At 69.3% G+C, this 15,818-nt stretch carries 18 protein-coding genes; 7 read left to right on the top strand and 11 right to left on the bottom strand.

Features of this window, described 5'->3' with window-relative positions:
* The first annotated feature begins 113 nt into the window (after window positions 1-113).
* The gene (locus LHU95_RS00300) at window positions 114-473 is read left to right on the top strand and encodes a hypothetical protein (protein WP_248709394.1); all 360 of its coding nucleotides are present in this window, start codon (window positions 114-116) and stop codon (window positions 471-473) included.
* A gap of 13 nt (window positions 474-486) precedes the next feature.
* Here the strand turns inward: LHU95_RS00300 and LHU95_RS00295 are convergent, their stop codons facing one another.
* Both LHU95_RS00295 and LHU95_RS00290 read right to left on the bottom strand, forming a co-directional pair.
* Window positions 487-2,559 (bottom strand): glycosyltransferase, encoded by a 2,073-nt coding sequence (locus tag LHU95_RS00295; protein ID WP_248709393.1) that lies wholly within the window; start codon window positions 2,557-2,559, stop codon window positions 487-489.
* A 3-nt stretch (window positions 2,560-2,562) separates the two neighbouring features.
* A complete protein-coding gene (locus LHU95_RS00290; protein WP_248709392.1) occupies window positions 2,563-3,738 on the bottom strand; it encodes a hypothetical protein in 1,176 nt (391 codons plus the stop codon).
* 168 nt (window positions 3,739-3,906) lie between these two features.
* On the opposite strand from LHU95_RS00290, the gene LHU95_RS00285 reads away from it, so the two are divergent.
* On the top strand, window positions 3,907-5,973 hold the full coding sequence (locus LHU95_RS00285) for a glycosyltransferase family 2 protein (protein ID WP_248709391.1): 2,067 nt from the start codon (window positions 3,907-3,909) through the stop codon (window positions 5,971-5,973).
* A 2-nt stretch (window positions 5,974-5,975) separates the two neighbouring features.
* Entirely contained in the window at window positions 5,976-7,043 is a 1,068-nt protein-coding gene (locus tag LHU95_RS00280) for a glycosyltransferase family 4 protein (protein WP_248709390.1), read from the top strand.
* 172 nt (window positions 7,044-7,215) lie between these two features.
* On the opposite strand, the gene LHU95_RS00275 is transcribed toward LHU95_RS00280, so the two are convergent.
* The 9 genes from LHU95_RS00275 to hisB all read right to left on the bottom strand — a co-directional run bounded on the left by LHU95_RS00275 (window position 7,216) and on the right by hisB (window position 12,514).
* The gene (locus tag LHU95_RS00275) at window positions 7,216-7,596 is read right to left on the bottom strand and encodes a histidine triad nucleotide-binding protein (RefSeq protein ID WP_248709389.1); all 381 of its coding nucleotides are present in this window, start codon (window positions 7,594-7,596) and stop codon (window positions 7,216-7,218) included.
* A 10-nt stretch (window positions 7,597-7,606) separates the two neighbouring features.
* Window positions 7,607-8,185, bottom strand: a complete 579-nt coding sequence (locus LHU95_RS00270) for a phosphoribosyl-ATP diphosphatase (protein ID WP_248709388.1) — start codon at window positions 8,183-8,185, stop codon at window positions 7,607-7,609.
* The gene (gene hisF, locus LHU95_RS00265; RefSeq protein WP_248709387.1) at window positions 8,185-8,955 is read right to left on the bottom strand and encodes an imidazole glycerol phosphate synthase subunit HisF; all 771 of its coding nucleotides are present in this window, start codon (window positions 8,953-8,955) and stop codon (window positions 8,185-8,187) included. Before hisF ends, LHU95_RS00270 begins: the two co-directional genes overlap by 1 nt.
* A gap of 117 nt (window positions 8,956-9,072) precedes the next feature.
* Window positions 9,073-9,510, bottom strand: a complete 438-nt coding sequence (locus LHU95_RS00260) for a GNAT family N-acetyltransferase (RefSeq protein WP_248709386.1) — start codon at window positions 9,508-9,510, stop codon at window positions 9,073-9,075.
* On the bottom strand, window positions 9,507-10,241 hold the full coding sequence (gene hisA, locus LHU95_RS00255) for a 1-(5-phosphoribosyl)-5-[(5-phosphoribosylamino)methylideneamino]imidazole-4-carboxamide isomerase (protein ID WP_248709385.1): 735 nt from the start codon (window positions 10,239-10,241) through the stop codon (window positions 9,507-9,509). The genes LHU95_RS00260 and hisA overlap by 4 nt, the downstream gene beginning before the upstream one ends.
* Window positions 10,238-10,840, bottom strand: a complete 603-nt coding sequence (locus LHU95_RS00250; RefSeq protein WP_248709384.1) for a GNAT family N-acetyltransferase — start codon at window positions 10,838-10,840, stop codon at window positions 10,238-10,240. The genes hisA and LHU95_RS00250 overlap by 4 nt, the downstream gene beginning before the upstream one ends.
* Window positions 10,837-11,487, bottom strand: coding sequence for an imidazole glycerol phosphate synthase subunit HisH (gene hisH / locus LHU95_RS00245; protein ID WP_248709383.1), 651 nt, complete (start codon window positions 11,485-11,487; stop codon window positions 10,837-10,839). The genes LHU95_RS00250 and hisH overlap by 4 nt, the downstream gene beginning before the upstream one ends.
* A complete protein-coding gene (locus LHU95_RS00240; RefSeq protein ID WP_248709382.1) occupies window positions 11,484-11,891 on the bottom strand; it encodes a DUF2628 domain-containing protein in 408 nt (135 codons plus the stop codon). The genes hisH and LHU95_RS00240 overlap by 4 nt, the downstream gene beginning before the upstream one ends.
* The gene (hisB, locus tag LHU95_RS00235) at window positions 11,891-12,514 is read right to left on the bottom strand and encodes an imidazoleglycerol-phosphate dehydratase HisB (protein ID WP_248709381.1); all 624 of its coding nucleotides are present in this window, start codon (window positions 12,512-12,514) and stop codon (window positions 11,891-11,893) included. Before hisB ends, LHU95_RS00240 begins: the two co-directional genes overlap by 1 nt.
* Before the next feature lie 73 nt (window positions 12,515-12,587).
* Between hisB and LHU95_RS00230 the strand changes: the two genes are divergently transcribed.
* The 4 genes from LHU95_RS00230 to LHU95_RS00215 all read left to right on the top strand — a co-directional run bounded on the left by LHU95_RS00230 (window position 12,588) and on the right by LHU95_RS00215 (window position 15,814).
* Window positions 12,588-13,109 carry an HAD family hydrolase gene (locus tag LHU95_RS00230; protein ID WP_248709380.1) on the top strand — a complete coding sequence of 174 codons (522 nt, stop codon included), beginning with the start codon at window positions 12,588-12,590 and terminating at the stop codon, window positions 13,107-13,109.
* A complete protein-coding gene (gene hemJ, locus LHU95_RS00225; protein WP_248711618.1) occupies window positions 13,106-13,561 on the top strand; it encodes a protoporphyrinogen oxidase HemJ in 456 nt (151 codons plus the stop codon). The genes LHU95_RS00230 and hemJ overlap by 4 nt, the downstream gene beginning before the upstream one ends.
* Before the next feature lie 195 nt (window positions 13,562-13,756).
* Window positions 13,757-15,028: a transcription termination factor Rho gene (rho, locus tag LHU95_RS00220; protein ID WP_248709379.1), complete on the top strand. Its 1,272-nt coding sequence runs from the start codon at window positions 13,757-13,759 to the stop codon at window positions 15,026-15,028.
* Window positions 15,029-15,550: 522 nt separating this feature from the next.
* On the top strand, window positions 15,551-15,814 hold the full coding sequence (locus LHU95_RS00215; protein ID WP_248709378.1) for a YMGG-like glycine zipper-containing protein: 264 nt from the start codon (window positions 15,551-15,553) through the stop codon (window positions 15,812-15,814).
* Window positions 15,815-15,818 lie beyond the last annotated feature (4 nt).

The following is a 15,818-nucleotide window of genomic DNA, read 5'->3' as shown; positions in this document are numbered from 1 at the left end:
GCCGGAGGGTATCGCGGCCAGGCGCAGCAGCTCATTCTTGTGTTGCGCGGCCATAGCCCGGTAGCCTTTGCCCCAAAGGGCGGGAGACAGGCCATGGCTCGGATCGCGGTGATGTGTTTCGGTGTGATGATGGGGCTGTCCGGCATGGCCCTGGCGCAGTCCAAGCCCGCACCCCCCGGCCCTGCCGTCCCGGGGGAACGCCCGCGCTGAGCCTGCGCAACGGCACCCCCAACATCATCAACAACGTCTATATCTCGCCCAGCTCCCAGCAGAATTGGGGCGAGGACCGGCTGGGTGCGACGGAAACCCTGCGCGCTGGCGCCACCCGCGCCTTCAGCCTGCCGGTTGGCGAATGCCTCTATGACGTGCGGATCGTCTATCAGGGCAATGTGGCGGAGGAGCGCCGGCGGATTGATGCCTGCGCCGAGCAAAGCCTGGCCCTGCCCCTCGCCGCGCAGCGCGTGGGTCGCTGAGCGGCACGCCGTATCAGGCAGGTTTCCAGTGGCGGTTATAGGTCCAGGCATTGAGCAAGGTGAGGTTCCAGCGCCCCGCTTCCGCATCCGCGCGGCCCTGGGACTGGCGCTCCAGATGGACCAGCGTGGCGCGGTCCTCCATCACGCAGCGCAGCCCGGCCTGCAGCAGCCGCGCGCAGAGATCGGCATCCTCGAAATCACCGATCACATAGGCCGGGTCGAAGCCGCCGAACTGTTCCGCCACCTCGCGCCGTAGCGCCAGGCAGGCGCCGGTCAGCGCCTCGACGTCGCGCGGCTCGGCGGCGGCGGGCAGGGGGCGCAGGCCCTTGCCGGGATGGGCCGGGAAAAGCCAGCCGGCCGGCCCGGGCTCCAGCCGCATGCCGCCATGCTGCAGGCTACCATCGGGATAGAGCAGCCGCGCGCCCGCCGCCCCGACCGAGGGTTCGGCCAGGGCAGCGACCAGCAGATCCAGCCAATCCGTGGCTTGCGGGAAGGCATCGGCATTGAGGAACACCACCACCCCGCCGCACGCATGGCGCAGGCCCAGATTGCTGGCCGGGCCGAAGCCGCGGGATTCGGCGGGCAGGATCAACCGCAACGGCAGGCCGAAACGCTCCCAGGCGGATTGCGCCTGCGCCAGGGCCGCCTCGCGCCGGGGCGGATCATCCAGGACGAAGATGATCTCATCGCCCGCCATCCGGCAGGCGCTGAATAGCGCCATCTGGACCGGCAGCATGTCCAGCCGGCCATGCAGCGGGATGATGATGCTGGCGCGCGGCGCCTCGGGCGGCGCGCCAAAGACGCGCTCCTCCACCGCCATCGGGCGTGCCAGGCGCTGCTGCTGCCAGGCGGCCAGGGCAGGGCCGAGCACCGCGCCGAAGGCATGATCCAGCAGGGCTTCCGGCAGGGCACCCAGCTCGGCCAGGGTGGCGCGCAGGGGGGCGATCCCCAGCGGCTCGGGCAGTGGCAGGGGCAGGGTGCCGGTCTCGCCCGTCGCCAGCGTCACATCGAGCCATGCCTCGCCCAGCCGGGTCGTGCCCTGCTGCGTGGTAAACGGCGCATGGGCCAGGAAGCCGCGCCCGCCATCCCCGTCCCAGGCCTCGGTATCGAGCCAGGCGCCCGGGCGCAGGGGCCAGGTCTTCTCGCCCGCGCGGAGGCGAATGGCGGCGATCGCATTACCCGGATCGCTCAGCCAGCCTTGCAGCAACAGGCCTTCGGGCGTGGGCAGCAGCCGCGCCACGCTCATTCCCACCGGCGCCGAGAGCCAGGAGAGCGTATTGCGGCCGGTGAAGCCGCGCGCCAGCAGGCGCCCCAATTCGGCTTTCGCCGGGCCGCGCGCCTGGGCCAGCCGGGCCAGGAATTCGCTGGCCGGTGGGCGCATGGCCTGGGCCTGGCCATGGGCGGGCACCAGCAGCACCGGAGCACGGCCCGGCGGCAGCAATTCGGCGCCGCTCACCGGCGCATCGCCGGCACTCTCGACGGCGGCGAGCAAGCCCTGGCCCTCGGGCAGGGCGCAGATCCAGGCGGGGGCGGCGGGGGCGAGCCCGGTGGCATCCCGCAGCCGCAGCGGCACCGGGGCGAGGATCAGCGATTCTTCCAGGGCCGGATCGGCCAGCCGAAGCAGGAGCAGGCGATAACCCGTGCCCGGCAGGCTGGCCGCGGCCTCGATCACGCCTTCCCCCGCCATCGGCGATGCCGCCAGCGCCCGCGCGGCCGGTACCGCGCCGATCTGCGCTTCGATATCCGGCCCGTGCCGGGTCACGAGGGATTGCGGCACCGGCAGGCCCGGCCGGAACGCCACGGGCGCGGCACCGGCCAGCGCCAGTTCGATGCCCATGGCGGTGAAGGCGACCTGGACGGCGGGCGAGAGCGCTTCCTCCGGCGAGAGCGGCAGGCGCAGCTCCTCGCCCCAGCGGCCTTCGAGGCAGTCATTGGCGATCAGGCAGGGGTGGCCCTGGTGCCCGCGCACCACCAGATGCAGACGGATATCCTCGCCCTGGTGGTAATTGGCGCTTTCCGAGCGGGCCACGGCGCGCGGGCTGAAACGAAGCGATTGCGCGGCGGGGGGATGGAGCGTGTCCGGCATGGCTCAGATCCTGGCCGGATGGGCGATGCGTGACGGGTCGGACAGCACCTCCCGGTACAGGCCGAACAGCGCGGCCGCCCCCTCGGCGGGGCTGGGCGGGGGCAGCAGGGAATCGGCCATCGCCGCCACGCGCCCGGGCGTTTCGTGCAACGCCAGCAGGAGATCCGCGAGGCTGACGGGGTTCATGGCGCAATGCCAGGCATCCCGCCCCGCCTGGAGCTGCGTGGCGAGCGGCCCCTGCCCGGCGCAAATCACAGGGCGGCGCAGCGCGAGTGCGAGGCGCGCGAGCCCCTCGGGATCGGCGCCTTCGGCATCGGGCATCAGGACCAGATGCGCGCGGGCCAGCAAGGCGCCGCGCGGTGCATCCCCGGGCACCAGCGCCAGCGGGCTGCCGGGCACCGCCGCCGCATCCCGCAGCGGCGGCTGGTCCTGGCCGTCGCCATGCAGCTCGATCCGCAGCCGGGGGCCGGTACCGGCCAGCAATTCGGCGGCCGTCGCCAGCAGCCTCGCTTCGGCCGGGCCTTTCGGGAAGGCGGCAACCACGAGGAACCGACCGAGCGGCGGCAATTCCGTGGGCATCAAATCCGGCGGCAGCGAGGCCTGGACCAGCAGGCGGGCGGGGTCGAGGCCAAAGGCCAGGCAGGCGGGCAGCAGCGTCTCGCAAGGGAGCAACAGCGTGCATTCCGCCAGGAAGCGGCGCAGCGGCGCGGTGCGCAGAAAGCCCTGCGGCGGGCCGGTGATGCCGATCCGCCGCGCGAGATCGGGCGAGAGCGACACCAGGATGCGGGCCGATGGCAGCCGCCGCCGCAGCAGGCCGATCAGCTCCATCCCGAAGGGCGCCAGATCATGCAGATGCACCACCTCGGGCGCCCAGTCGGTGAGCCAGGCGCCGAGCTTGCGCAGCAGATCGGCGTCGAGCTGGCTGAGCGCCGCGGCATCGTAACCAGGCTCGGCCTCGGCGAGGAAGCTGTGGTCGTCATGCGGCTGGAAAATCCGGACTCCAGGCGGCGGCTCGATCCCGGCGGCACCGCAGAGCAGCCGGGCTTCGAGTGTCGCGTCCTCGGCGGCGGCGGCGAGGATGCGGCCGGCCGAGGCCTCCGGGTCACGTCGGGCCGCCACCACCAGGAGGCGGAGCGGCGGAGCGGCATGGCCGGGGGAGAGCGCGTCCTGATCCAGCATCGGGGCCTTTTCGCAGCTGACACGCGGAAAGCGTGCTTTCCGGCGGCAACTTCATGTATCCCCGCGGCCGGGCAAGCTCAAGGCCGGCCTTCCTTGGCCCGCCCGCCAATGCTATTCAAAACGATGTATTCCGCGTGAAAGTGGCGATCACTGGATGGATGGCACTGGATGGATGGCAGGGTTGAACCTCGTGAGGCCGGGCCGGATGCCATGCCGGCGAACCCCGGCGGCACATTGCATCTGGCGCAAGACCCGCCGGCGCTGCGGGGCTGGGTGTCACCTGATCCATCCGCCCCAGCCAGCGCTTCCGACGCTTCCGACGCTTCCGGCGCTTCCGACGCTTCCGACGCTGAGGAATTGCCGGAAATCGGCCTCGATATCGAGGGCTTCCCCACCCACATCCTGACGGCCGAGCCACTGCGCGATGCGCAGGGCCGCCACCGCGTGACCTGGCCGCTGCCCGACATGCTGCGGGACGGCGTGCCGCGGCGGGCGCGCGCCTTCCACATGATCTCCGGGCTGGAGCTTGATGGCTCGCCCCTCACATTGCTGGCGCATCGGGCGGCGGGTGCGCCCATGCCGGCCGAACCGGAGAGGCGCACCGGGATGCGCTGGCCCGAGGGCCTGGCCGGCGTCAGGCCCGCCGGCATGGCGAGCCTCATCGCCGATGGCCTCCTGGCCGAGGCAGCCAGCCCCGCCACGGGCCTGCGCTTTGAGCTTCTGGCCGAGGCCCCGCTGGCCAAGCCCCCTCTGGCCAAGCCCCCTCTGGCCGAGCCCCCGCTGGCCGAGCCCCCGCTGGCCGAGCCCCCGGCGGGGTCCGGCATCCCGCGTGGCCTGCGGCTGCTGGCCGACGCGGTCGCGAGCACCGTCACCCTGCATATCCGGCTGGACCCGCCAGCCCCGGGGGAGGCGCAGCCCTGGCGCATCATCGCCTGGTTGCCCGAAGCCACGGAAACCCAGATCCGCGCGCGGTTCGATATCCTGCTGGAGCGCCGCGAGGGCGCAGGCTTCAAGCCCCTGCGGCGGCTGCGGCGGGGCTGGGTGTTTCGCCGCCCCTCCGAGCATCCCATCGAGCTCCTGCTCTCGGCCGAGGAGGCGGAGATGCTGGCGGAGGGCGGCGTCTGGATCGGGCTGCGGGTGGAAGGCGCCAAGGGCCTTTCCGCCCTGCTGCCGGAGCAGGGGACGCAGCCCCTGCCCGAAGCCCCCCGCTTCGAGGATGGAAGGCTGGATGGCGCCTTCGCCCAGGCCGTGGAGTTCCTTCGCGTCCATGGCGAGGCACGCGCCGAGGACCACAGCCTGCTGCCCGCATTGTGGCAGGCGCCGCCACCCAGCCGGGCCGCTTCGCGCGCCGCCGGCGGCGCGCATCCCTTCACCCAGATCATCCTGCCGATCTTCAACGGCGGCGAGGAGGTGAAGCAATGCCTGGAGGCGCTGCGCAATGGCGCAACCGGCCCCATGCAGGTCCTCATGGTGGATGATGGCAGCCGGGACTTCACCGCCGAAATGCTGCGCGCCCAGGCGGCGGCCGATCCGCGCTTCATCCTGCACCGCCGCGACAGCAATCGCGGCTATACGAAATCCATCAATGAAGGCGTGCTGCTCACCAGCGCCGATTGGGTGGTGGTGCTGAATTCCGACACCATCGTCCCGCCGAGCTGGCTGGACCGCATGCACGCCGCCGCGCGCGCGCGGCCGGGGACGGGCATGGTGGGCCCGCTGTCCAACGCCGCCACCTGGCAAAGCCTGCCGGCGGCAAAGCGGCCGGATGGCAGTTGGTCCACCAACAGCATGATCGCGCCGCATCATCTGCCACAGGTCCAGGCCATCCTGGACCGTGTCTCGGAACGGGCCTATCCGGAATTTCCGGTGCTGAACGGGTTCTGCACCATGATCAGCCGCGAGGTGTTTGATGTGGTGGGGCCATACGACGAAGATGCCTTCCCCATGGGCTATGGCGAGGAGACCGATCTTTGCCTTCGCGCGCGCCGTGCCGGCTTCCGGCTGACCGTGGCGGATGATTGCTTTGTCTATCACCACAAGAGCGTCAGTTTCGGCTCAGTGGCGCGGGCGCGGCTCTCGCGCGCCGGATGGCTGGAAATGACCAACAAGCATCCGGGTGTCGTCATCCCGGCACTGGAGCGGATCATGCAGGATTGCGTTCCGCTCGGGCAGTTGCGCGCGCGGCTGGCTCATCTCGGGTCGGAACTCATGCAGCCTGAAGCGGGGCCTGTTTGAGCATGGCGCGAATCTCCTTCGTTCTGCCGGTCGGTGGCGGTGGTGGCGGCGCGCATTCCGTAGTGCAGGAGGTGAACGCGATGCGGGACCTCGGCATCGAGGCGCGGGTGCTGGTGAACCGCCGCAACGCCGAGGGCTTCCGCCACACCTATGACCGCTTCCCCTGGGTGGAGACCGGCGGCATGGAGGCGTTTGACGGCCCCAAGGACCTGGCCCATCTGGCCGCCCAGGAGGATGTCCTGGTGGCGACCACCAACACCTCGGCGCATACCATCGCCGAGGTCGCGCGGCTGGGGCGGGCGCCCGCCTATCGCGCGGCGTATTACGTGCAGGATTACGAGCCGCTGTTCTACGCGGCGGGCAGCGCGGAGCATGCCCTGGCCATTGCCAGCTATGCCGTCTTGCCGGAGTGCACGTATTTCGCGAAGACGCGCTGGCTCACCGGCATGGTGGAGGCGGCGCACGGGCATGCGACGCATCTGGTGGTGCCGAGCATTGATCACGGAATCTATCGCCCGGCTCGGCGCCCCGCCGGAGCGCTGCGCCAGGTGACGGCGATGGTGCGCCCGGCAACACCCCGCCGGGCCCCGCGCCGGACCTTGCGCATCCTGGAGCGCCTGGCCTCGGGGGAGTTCGGCCCGGTGGCCGTGACCGCCTTTGGCTGCACCGCCGAAGAGCTGCGCGAAGCCGGCCTAACCCTGCCCGAGGGCGTGACGCTGATGGGCCGGCTGCGGCAGCTGGAAGTGGCGGAATTGCTGCGCGCGACGGATGTCTTCCTGGATCTCTCGGACTACCAGGGCTTCGGCCGCACCGCCGCGGAAGCGATGGCCTGCGGCGCCATCGTGCTGGCCCCCGGATTGGGCGGTGCCACGGATTTCATCAGCGACGGCGTCAGCGGCTTCCTGGCGAACACCACGGATGAGGCGGCGGTGGCGCGCGCCATCCGGCGCATGCTGTCCCTCTCGGACGCCGAGCTGCGTTCGGTGCGGCTTGCGGCACTTGAAGCCGTCTCGGGCTTTACGCCGGTGCGTGCGGCGGTGTCGGAGCTGCGCGCCTTCGGGCTGGGGTGACGCGGGGAGGGGACGAGCTGGCACCGGCGGGCTTCCGCCCGACATCTTCAGGCGGGCTCTCGCCCGACATTTCCAGGCGGGCTCTCGCCCGACATTTCCAGGCGGGCTCTCGCCCGACATTTCCAGGCGGGCTCTCGCCCGACATTTCCAGGCGGGCTCTCGCCCGACGCCCTCACCCAGCGGAAACCATCCGCCCCAACCGCTTGCCGCCAAAGACATGCACGTGGAAATGCGGCACTTCCTGCCCCGCATCCAAGCCCATATTGGTCAGCAGGCGGTAGCCCGACGCCTCCAGCCCCAGGGATTTCGCCACCTGCGCCACCGCGCGCCAGAAGCCCGCGATGTCCTCAGCGCTGGCATTCGCGTGAAAATCCGCGGCACTGACATGGGCGCCCTTCGGGATCACCAGCACATGCGTGGGCGTGAGCGGGTTGATGTCGTGGAAGGCCAGGGCGAACGCGTCCTCATGGACGCGCTTGCAGGGTATTTCCCCGCGCAGGATGCGCGCGAAGATGTTCTGCGGGTCATAGGGGGGAAGGCCGGTCACGCTCATGGCCGGCAACCTAGGGCAATTTGGTGGTCTGGGCGATGGCCAGCAGCGCCTTGGGCCGCGGGCGGGAGGCCTTTTCGGCAATGCCCGAAATCCCCTCGCGCCGGCGCAGCTCGGCCCAGACTTCGCCCGGCGTAATGCCCGCATCCACCAGCAGCAGCATGAGGTGGTAGAGCACATCGGCCGATTCGCTGATGGTGGCCGGGCGGTTGCGGGCCACCGCCTCGATCACCAGCTCCACCGCTTCCTCGCCCAGCTTCTGCGCCACCTTCTGCGTGCCGCGCGCAATCAGCCTGGCCGAATGCGAGGTGGCCGCATTGCCCGCCATGCGCCGCGATTCGATGGTGGTCCAGAGCCGATCCAGCACCGCCGCATCACCATCCTCGGGCAGTTCGAGCGGCTTCAGATGGGCCGCCTCGGCACGCAGCACCGCCTTGGGGATGCGCACCTTCTCGACGGGGATATTCGCCGGGATGGGCAGCTTCGCGGCCTTGCGCGCCACTTTGTTCTTCGTGGGCTTCTTGGCGGCCTTGACGGGCTTTGCCGTCTTGGCGGGCTTCGCCGTCTTGGAAACCTTGGCAGTCTTCGCCATCACGCAATCTCCCGGACGCGGCGCACGGGCAGCCCCGCCGCCGCCAATGCATCCTTGGCCTGTTCGATGCGGAACACGCCGTCATGAAACACGCTGGCGGCCAGCAATCCCGTGGCCCCTGCCCGCGCGCCCTCCACGAAATGCTCAAGTGCGCCAACGCCGCCGGAAGCCACCACCGGCACCCGCACGGCCCCCACCACCCGGCGCAGCAGCTCCAGGTCAAAACCCTGCTTCGTGCCGTCGCGGTCCATCGAGGTCAGCAGGATTTCACCCGCACCCAGGCTCGCCATGCGGCGCGCCCATTCCACGGCGTCAAGGCCGGTTTCGCGCCGGCCGCCATGGGTGAACACCTCCCAATGGCCATCGCGCACCTGCTTCGCATCCACCGCGACGACGATGCATTGGCTGCCAAAGGCCTCGGCCGCGCGGCGCACCAGGTCGGGGTCGCTCACGGCGGCGCTGTTGATGCTGGCCTTGTCCGCCCCGGCCAGCAGCAGCTTGCGGATATCCTCCACGCTGCGCACGCCGCCACCCACGGTCAGCGGGATGAACACCTCGGCCGCCGTGCGGGAGACGACGTCGAACATCGTGTCGCGGTTTTCATGGGTGGCGCCGATATCGAGGAAGGTGATCTCGTCCGCACCCTGTGCGTCATAGGCCCGCGCCTGCTCCACCGGATCGCCTGCATCGCGCAGGGCCACGAAGTTCACGCCCTTGACGACGCGGCCTTCCTTCACATCGAGGCAGGGAATGATACGGAGCGCGAGCACGAATGAATTCCTGCCTCATCCAAAGCTCCGGATGGAGCTTGGGGGCAGGCGGATGCGGCGTTTTTGCACGGGCGTCAAGCGATGCTTTGGTGGCCGCCGCGTGAGACGGCGCCGCCGTCAGGCGCGGCGCGCCTCGAAATGCGTCTTCGTCGCGCGCCGGAAGCCGGCCCCCTCATAGAAACGCAGCGTGGATTCCCGCGCGGAGCCCGTGGCCAGCATCACCTTGTAGCAATCCGCCGCCCAGGCGATCTCCAGCGCCGCCGCCAGCACGGCACGGCCCAGGCCACGCTTGCGGTGCGCCGCATGGGTCACGACATTCTCGATCAGCGCGAAGCTGCGCGCCCCGCGCGTGATATTGGGAATCACGACCAGCATGCAGGAGCCGACGAGCGCGCCCTCCGCCTCGGCCACCACCACGCTGATGAGGTCCGACCCCATGAGGCTGGACCAGGGCGTGGCCGCCGCGGCCTCCGTCAGCCGCGGATCATCGGAGTTGAGGTGCTGGTAGAGGTCGAGCAGCGCCGGCAGATCGCCGGGCTGCGCCAACCGGATCACGCCGCCGCCAGCGCCAGCGCCTCGGCCGGGGCGATCCGCCCGTCATAGAGCGCCCGCCCCAGGATGCAGCCGGAAATCCCATCCGCCGCCACCGCCTTCAGCGCCACCAGATCAGCGATGGAAGCAACACCGCCCGAAGCGATGACGGGCGTATCAAGCGCCATCGCGAGGTTCCGCGTCTGCTCGAGATTCACGCCGCTCAGCATGCCGTCGCGCTCGATATCGGTGTAGATGATGGCCGCGGCCCCGGCATCTTCCAGCCGCAGCGCCAGGTCGCGCGCGGAGAGGGTGCTGGTCTCGGCCCAGCCTTCGGTCGCCACCATGCCGCCGCGCGCATCAATGCCGACGACGACGCGGCCGGGGAAATGCCGGCAGGCTTCCCGCACGAAATGCGGGTCCTTCACGGCGGCGGAACCCAGGATGACGCGCGTGATGCCCGCCCCCAGCCAGGCTTCCACCGTGGGCATGTTGCGGATGCCGCCGCCCAGCTGAACCGGCATGGGTGCCGCCGCCAGGATGCGGCTGACCGCCTCGGCATTGGCGGGCTTGCCGGCGAAGGCGCCATCCAGATCCACCACATGCAGCCAGGTGAAGCCATCGGCGGCGAAGCGCAGCGCCTGCTCCGCCGGGTCCTCGGCATAGATGGTGGCCTGCGCCATATCGCCGCGCTGGAGCCGGACGACGCGCCCCTGCTTGAGGTCGATGGCGGGATAGAGGGTGAAGCCGCTCATGCTTTGATCCGGCCCAGGGCATCGGCATTGCTGCGCCCGCCGGGCAATTCGATGAGGCGATAATAGAAATACCCGGCCACCGTCTCACCACCCACGCGGGCATAGGCGGGGTGGGTGCCCCAACGCACATAGCCCAGGCGCTCGAACAGCGTGATCGCGGTTTCCTGCGTGGCGCGGACATCGAGGTTGAGCACGCGGATCCCCATGGCCGCCGCGCGTTCCTCGACGCGGCGCACCAGAAGCCGCGCCAGGCCGAAGCCGCGCGCATAGGGGGCGATGAAGGCGTGGGTGAGCTGCGCGGTGAAGCCCTGCGCCTCGTTGTTGCGGGGTGGGCGGACCAGCTGCGCGCTGCCCACCACCTCGCCATCCAGGCGCGCGACGAAGAATTCCCGCTCGGGCACCAGCATGACGCCGCGGAAATGGCGCTCAAGCGCCGAGCGGCTTTGCGCCTCCACCCAGCCGAAGCCGCCACCTTCCACGATGGCGGCGTTGGTCGCCTCGCACAGATCGGCCAGATCATGCGGATCGAGCATGTCCACCCGCTCCACCTCCAGGCGATGCACGACATCAGGCACAGGGGGGGCGGGTTCGGTGTTCATGCCGCCCCCCGCATGGGTTGCCAGCGCAGGAAATTGCCGAGGATGCGCAGACCCACGGCGGCGCTTTTCTCGACATGGAATTGCGTGCCGATGATGTTGTCCCGCCCCAGGATGGCGGGCACCGGGCCGCCATAGCCGGTGGTGGCGATCACATCCGCGGGCTCACCGCCGCGCCAGGCGTAGGAATGCACGAAATAGGCGTGATCCCCGGGCAGCAGACCCTCCAGCACCGGATGGCTGCCGGGCGTGAAATCCAGCGTGTTCCAGCCCATCTGCGGCAGGGGCAGCGGCGTGCCATCGGGCGCGCGGGGGTCCATCTCCGCCACCTCGCCCGGCAGCCAGGCGAGGCCGGGGGTGGCGCCATGCTCCAGCCCGCGCTCGGCCAGCAATTGCAGGCCCACGCAGATGCCGAGGAAGGGCTTCCGGCGCACCTGCACCTGCTCATACAGGGCAGCGACCATGCCCTCCAGCCCGGCGCGGCAGGCGGCGAAGGCGCCCTGGCCCGGCAGCACGATGCGGTCGGCGGTGAACAGCGATTCCGGCTCGCGGGTGATCTCGACGGTCACGGGGCCATCGGCGGCGCGCTCCAGCGCACGCCGCACGGAAGCGAGATTGCCCGAGCCGGGATCAATCACGGCGATCTTCATCGCGCGACCTCCCCGGCATAGAGGGGCAGCAGGCGGGGTTCGGCCTGCAGCAGCCGGGCCAGGGCGCCCTCGGCGTCGCGCCCCTGCACCAGATGTGCCAGCGTCCAGCCGCCCCGCGCGAGGGTCCAGCGCCGCAGATCCTGCGCCTGGAAGCCGAGCAGGAGATGGGCGGCGAGTGCCAGCGCGGTGCCATAGGGGCCGGGCAGAAGGTTCAGAGCAACCAGGCCGAGCAGCACCACCAGGCCCGCCAGCCAGGCGCGATGCCAGAACAGCCAGAAGGGGCCAAAAATCACCGCCCAGAGCGAAAACCCCTCCGGAATCAGGATCGGTGCCTGGATCTGGCCGGCCGCGGGGACCGAGCCGCGCGCGGTGCCGGGCGGGAGATGGACGGTCCAGCTCCGCATCAGGCCTCCAGCACGCCCTTGGTGGAGGGGATGGCGCCGCGCTGGCGCGGATCAGGCTCCACCGCCATGCGCAGCGCACGGGCGAAGGATTTGAAGCAGGCCTCGGCGATGTGATGCGCGTTGGTGCCGGCCTTCTGGGTGATGTGGCAGGTCAGGCCGGCATTCATCACCAGGGCGCGGAAGAATTCCTCAAACAGCTCGGTATCCATTTCACCCACCTTGTCGCGGGTGAAGGTGACATTCCAGGCGAGGAAGGGGCGGCCCGAGATATCCATGGCGCATTCGGCCAGGGCTTCATCCATGGGCATGAGGCAATGGCCGAAGCGCGTGATGCCGCGCTTCTCGCCCAGCGCGGCGCGGATGGCCTGGCCGAGCACGATGCCGCAATCCTCGGCCGTGTGGTGGAAATCGATATGCAGGTCGCCCTTGGCGGTCAGCGCCAGGTCCAGCAGGCCGTGCCGCGTGAGCGCGTGCAGCATGTGGTCGAGAAAGCCGATGCCGGTCGTGATCTCGGCCTGGCCCGTGCCGTCGAGGTTCAGCCGGGCGTGGATCTCCGTCTCGGCGGTCTTGCGGGCGATTTCGGCGCGGCGGGCCGGATCGGTCGTGGGTGCGGCGGACTGCATGCGCGCACCTCTAATCCCCTCGGGGCGAGAAGGCCAGCGTGCGAGCGCAACGGCTTCATGCTATCCGCGACGCATGGAGATGGATGCCCCCCGGCGCGCCTGCGCGTTCCTCGACCGCGACGGCGTGCTGATCGAGGATACCGGCTATCCCCATCGCATCGAGGAGGTGCGCTGGGTGCCCGGCGTGATGGCCGCGCTGCGCCGGCTGAATGCGGCGGGCCTCGCGGTCTGCATCGTCACCAACCAGGCGGGTGTGGCGCGGGGCTATTATGACGAAGCCGCCGTGGGCCGCCTGCATCACTGGATGGCGGCGGAGGCCAAGGCAGCCGGTGCCCTGCTGAATGGCTTCGCCTATTGCCCGTTCCACGAGAAGGCCGAGGCCGAGCGCTATCGCCGCGCCAGCCCACGCCGCAAGCCGGGTGCCGGGATGATCGAGGATTGGCTGGCGCATTTCCCGCTGCGCCGTGAAGGCAGCTTCCTGATCGGCGACCGCGAGACCGACATGCAGGCCGCCGCCGCGGCAGGGATTCCCGGCCATCTGTTTCCCGGCGATAACCTCGATGCATTCGTCGCCGCCATCCTGAAGGAACACTGATCTTGGACGTTCTGGCGCCTGCCTATCTCTGGGTGAAATCCTTCCATCTGATGGCGGTGATGGCCTGGATGGCCGGGCTGTTCTACCTGCCGCGCCTCTATGTCTATCACTGCGAAATCGCCCCCGGCGGTGGGGTGGAGCATGAGCGCTTCAAGAAGATGGAGCGGCTTCTGCTGCGCGCCATCATGAACCCCAGCATGATCGTGACCTGGCTGCTTGGCCTTGTGCTGGTGGCCACACCCGGCGTGGTCTCCTGGACCTCCGGCTGGTGGCACGTGAAGCTAGCTTGCGTGCTGGGAATGACCTGGTTCCACATGTACCTGGCGAAGCACCGCAAGGCCTTCGAGCGTGATGAGCGCCTTTTTCCGCAGCGTCACTGGCGCATCATGAACGAGGTGCCGACGCTGCTGATGATCGTCATCGTCATCATGGTGATCGTGAAGCCCTTCTGAGGCGTCGTAAATTTCCCTTGACAAGGTTGTTGACGCGGGGGCCCCGCATCCCTAGGTTCCTCCGCGTCGGCCTGACGGGCCGATCCCTCCTTCCCGATCGCCGAATCCGCCAATGCTCATCGCGTGGCGCGAATCTCGGGGCCCCCATTTCCTCGCCCCCGGCGTTTCCCCTGCGACTTATATTTCGGATGCTGCATGCACCTCTCAGAACTCAAGGCGAAGACGCCGCCCGAACTCCTCGCCTTTGCGGAGGAGCTGGGCGTCGAGAACGCCTCCATCCTGCGCAAGCAGGACATCATGTTCGCCATTCTCAAGACCTTCGCCGATAACGATCAGGCGATCTATGGCGAAGGCACGCTGGAAATCCTGTCCGATGGCTTCGGCTATCTGCGCAGCCCGCAGGCCAATTTCCTGCCCGGCCCCGACGACATCTATGTGAGCCCCGCCCAGGTCCGCCGCTTCGGCCTGCGCACCGGCGATACGGTGGAAGGCCAGATCCGCGCACCGAAGGATGGCGAGCGGTATTTCGCCATGCTCAAGGTGAATGCCGTCAATTTCGAGCCGCCCGAGGCGCTGCGCCACCGCATCAATTTCGACAACCTCACGCCGCTCTACCCGACGCGCCGCCTGAAGATGGAAATCGAGGGTGTCGAGGTGCCCAAGGGCCAGCAGAAGGACAACACGCATCGCGTGATTGACCTGATCGCGCCCATCGGCATGGGACAGCGCGCGCTGATCGTCGCCCCGCCGCGCACCGGCAAGACGGTGATGCTGCAATCCATCGCCAAATCCATCACGGCCAACCACCCTGACGTCTTCCTGATGGTGCTGCTGATTGACGAGCGGCCCGAGGAAGTGACCGACATGGCCCGCACGGTGAAGGGCGAGGTCGTCGCCTCCACCTTCGACGAGCCGGCGACGCGCCACGTGCAGGTCACGGAAATGGTGCTGGAAAAGGCCAAGCGCCTGGTCGAGCACAAGCGCGACGTGGTGATCCTGCTGGACAGCATCACCCGCCTGGGCCGTGCCTACAATTCCGTCGTGCCGTCCTCCGGCAAGGTGCTGACGGGTGGTGTGGATGCCAATGCGCTGCAGCGGCCGAAGCGCTTCTTCGGCGCCGCGCGCAACATCGAGGAAGGTGGCTCGCTCACCATCATCGCCACCGCGCTGATTGATACCGGCAGCCGCATGGACGAGGTGATTTTCGAAGAGTTCAAGGGCACCGGCAACAGCGAAATCATCCTGGACCGCAAGCTCTCCGACAAGCGCGTCTTCCCGGCGATCGACATCACCAAGAGCGGCACCCGCAAGGAGGAGCTGCTGGTGGATCGTGGCACGCTCAGCAAGATGTGGGTGCTGCGCCGCATCCTGAACCCGATGGGCACGCAGGACGCGATGGAATTCCTGACGGACAAGCTGAAATACAGCAAGACGAACCAGGACTTCTTCGACGCGATGAACACCTGACACTGGCCGGCTGAGGCCCTCCGTCGGCGCAAGCGGGCGGAGGGGCGATCCGGCTGGGGGGCGCGGCCTGTCTCCGCCGCGCGCGGCGGAGACAGAGCGCAGTTCTCTGTCATGGCGGCGCTCTGTCATCGCAAGGTACAGTCAGAGCAGGGCGCAGTCAGAGCAGGGCGCAGTCAGAGCAGGGCCGTGAGGGGCGCTGCTGCCGGCAATGCAGGGCAGCGCGGATCGCCCATTTTCCCGCCACCTTTCACCACCAGTGTCCGCCCATGGCCAAATGCGCGCTTCTGCTGATCCCGTTGCTCGGTCTGATCGTCGGATGCGCGCCGGCGCGCCCCTACCGCGGAGCCGCGCCGGGCTATGGCGCGGCACCACCCGTTCCGTGGTATATTCTGCCGGCGCGACGCGAAACGGCCAATCATCCCGGGAATTGATGCCGGGATTGGCGGGCCCTCGCGCTGCTCCATCTTGCTGCCACGATTCGCCTGAACGATGCCCGCGTGTAACGTGTGGAAGGACAACACGATGAAACCAGTTCTGACGGCCCTCGGAATCAGCGCGCTTCTTGCCTTGGGCGCCTGCACCAACCCCTATGATCCCGGCCAGCGTGCGGCGGGCGGGGCGCTGATCGGTGCCGGAACCGGCGCGGCCATCGGCGGCATTGCCGGCGGCGGGCGTGGGGCGGCGATCGGCGCGATCACGGGTGGCGCGGTCGGCGCGGCCACCGGCGTGATCACCACGCCGCAGCCCCCGCCGCAGCAGCAATATTACCAGCAGCCCTACAAGTAGCCTC

Source organism: Sediminicoccus sp. KRV36 (assembly GCF_023243115.1).
In the GTDB taxonomy this organism is placed as follows: domain Bacteria; phylum Pseudomonadota; class Alphaproteobacteria; order Acetobacterales; family Acetobacteraceae; genus Roseococcus.
Note: the sequence above shows the minus strand (reverse complement) of the source record. Positions and strands in the feature narration are given on the sequence as shown.